4 protein-coding genes are annotated in these 2,493 nt (G+C 42.2%); all 4 read right to left on the reverse strand.

Features of this window, described 5'->3' with window-relative positions; translation table 11 throughout:
* On the reverse strand, positions 1 to 968 hold a 968-nt coding region (locus LC574_RS35430; protein ID WP_229458298.1), incomplete at its 3' end, for a reverse transcriptase domain-containing protein.
* Positions 969 to 1,708: 740 nt separating this feature from the next.
* The gene (locus LC574_RS35435; protein WP_229458299.1) at positions 1,709 to 1,954 is read right to left on the reverse strand and encodes a hypothetical protein; all 246 of its coding nucleotides are present in this window, start codon (positions 1,952 to 1,954) and stop codon (positions 1,709 to 1,711) included.
* Positions 1,944 to 2,165, reverse strand: coding sequence for a hypothetical protein (locus LC574_RS35440; protein WP_229458300.1), 222 nt, complete (start codon positions 2,163 to 2,165; stop codon positions 1,944 to 1,946). The genes LC574_RS35435 and LC574_RS35440 overlap by 11 nt, the downstream gene beginning before the upstream one ends.
* 48 nt (positions 2,166 to 2,213) lie before the next feature.
* On the reverse strand, positions 2,214 to 2,493 hold a 280-nt coding region (locus LC574_RS35445), incomplete at its 5' end, for a hypothetical protein (protein WP_229458301.1).

Here is a 2,493-nt window from a genome sequence, read left to right on the forward strand (position 1 = left end):
AGCCGGGTTTTTTCTGGTTTTAATTCAAGTCCTATACCAGCTAACCATTCCGAGATAGTTTCTCGGCATCTTTGTACAACGGCTTTGTTTTCATGGAGAATCACAAAATCATCCGCGTAGCGGATAATGTTTGGGGGTACAAAATGAGTACCTTTTTTATGAAACCAGGTTTCCCTACCTGCATGTGACATATCGGGGAATTCCTGTTTTATCCTTTCTTCCATTCCGTGGAGGGAAATGTTTGCCAAAAGTGGTGAGATGACACCACCTTGCGGTGTACCCTCAGATGTGGCAGTAAATGCTCCTTTGTCTATCACCCCGGATTTTAACCAGGCTTTAATTTGTTGCCTGACCTTACCCTTGATCTTCAACTTTTGGAGAAGTACTTCATGGTTGATGCGGTCAAAACATTTGGCTATGTCCGCGTCTAGCACGAATTTCGCCTTCTGTTGAATACAGAATTTAATCTGTTTTATCGCATCGTGGCATGACCTTCCGGGTCTAAAACCATAGGAATTTGGTTCAAATGCCGCTTCCCATTCTGGTTCAAGCGTAGCTTTTACTACGGCTTGTAGTGCGCGGTCGTACATTGTGGGTATTCCTAATGGGCGTTTTTCTTCTCTTCCTGGTTTTGGAATCCATACTCTACGGGTAGGTTTGGATTTGCCAGTTAGCTTTAATTGCCCTGCCAGTTCAAAACGTGCTTTTGGGGGCAGTGATTTATTACCGTCCACTCCTGCCGTCTTTTTCCCCTGGTTTTCAGTTGTTACCCTACGTACCGCTAACACCCTGTTAGACCAAGACCTCATCAACGTCTTTTGGAGTTTGCGGCATCGCTTGACATCACCACGGCGGGAAGCAGCATAGATGCGTTTTTGCAACTTGAAAACATATCTTTCAGCTTGTCGCCAATTGATAGTTTTCCATCCCTCGATATTCATTTCTGAATCCGAATTAGGCTTATTCATGGCTACATTTTACCTCTAGCTTTCCCACACTGCGGCTCACGTCTGCTTATCCCGGTGGTTAAACCATCCCTTTTAAGGCATTACCCGTTAATTCGGATTAGGCATTTGCTTCTTGAGTCATCCTACGCCTTCATGTCTTATGGCTGATGCCTACCTGTTACCAATTTCAGGAGAACATGAGGGGTTGTTTCGTTCCCAATATCCATAATTGAGCCTTTTAGGGCGTGTCTTTCCACCGAGGTTAGGAGTGGTGCGCTATCGCGGTTCCAGAATCCTGATAGTCTCTACCTCCACCGGATGTTTCCAGCCCAAGAGTGTGGCTTATGCCACTAGCTTATGACCCTTGGCAAAGGGTGACGATGGTTCAGATGACACTTTGCTTTTTCTACCCATAGACTCTTGCTTGCAGTAGGTGCTTTCAGCAATTACCACCTATTTCTGCTTTCACCCCCGCTTTACACCTTTGATAATCAGTCTGGGATGTAGGGGCTACCAATTTGTATTGGTAGTTTGCGTGCTTTTAATCCCGCACCGGGACAGTAGGACTTGGTGTATTTTGGATTGGGTTATAATTCAGTTCAAGTTAATCCTTTGAATATTTTCCCTTTCTCCTCTAGCTGTCTAGGCTAATGCTCGGTTAGATTTCCTCACCTACATGGATATTGAGTTGTCATTGGTTGAGGATTAAAGTGCGAACTCTACCCTAGAATGGGTTACTCAACCATTGCCAGCCATCCCCCTTATTCAGGTTTCGACTGAACGAATCGCACCCGGATACCCTTATTTAGGTCTTTGGTTGCGATCGCCCAAGATTGTCCCTGCCTTCCTTGGGGATTACCGTATTCTGCATTGCAGTACTGTCGCGCAAATAAAGCACTTCCAGCACCATGTCTTCCTTCAGTGTTGCTGCCAAATACGAAAATCTGGTATGAAGCTAGTTTGGTAATTCTGTCAGGAATAATTTTGTAGGGATGATTATTTGACATTTGGTTCTTTTACCCAAAAGAAAAGATTGGGGTATCTGTGATTAAATTTTTCTACTTCTGCTTGAGCAGCAGTTAGGTTATCCCATAATTCCATCTCACCATAATCACCTCTTATCATTGCTTCTTGTCTAGAATTTGGATGAGTGAAAATTAAGGGTAATGCTTCTTTACTAGAATTTTTTCTTCGCCAACAAATACAGGAATTGTCCATTTTATATAAACTGATAATAGAATGAATTACTATCAGTTTATATTTTTATTATGCTGACTGTTTAATCTTGGTTAAGGCTATTAACATTTCTTCTCGGTTGAGATGTCGTTTCTTACCTGTTTTGGATTCCTGGATAGCGTAACTCCATTTTATTCCAGCTTGTGAGCATCTTTTTCTTAAGTGTTGAACAGTCATCTGTTTGGTTGTAGATACTTGATTTTTGTTTTTGTTAGATATCTGAATTTTGGATTTTTCAGTTAAGGTCTCGGTTTTAATTACACTGTGTTTTGTAGATGTAGTGCAGTTACAGTGTTTTTCAAGAGCGATA

It is taken from the genome of Nostoc sp. CHAB 5715 (assembly GCF_020829685.1).
Classification (GTDB): domain Bacteria; phylum Cyanobacteriota; class Cyanobacteriia; order Cyanobacteriales; family Nostocaceae; genus Nostoc.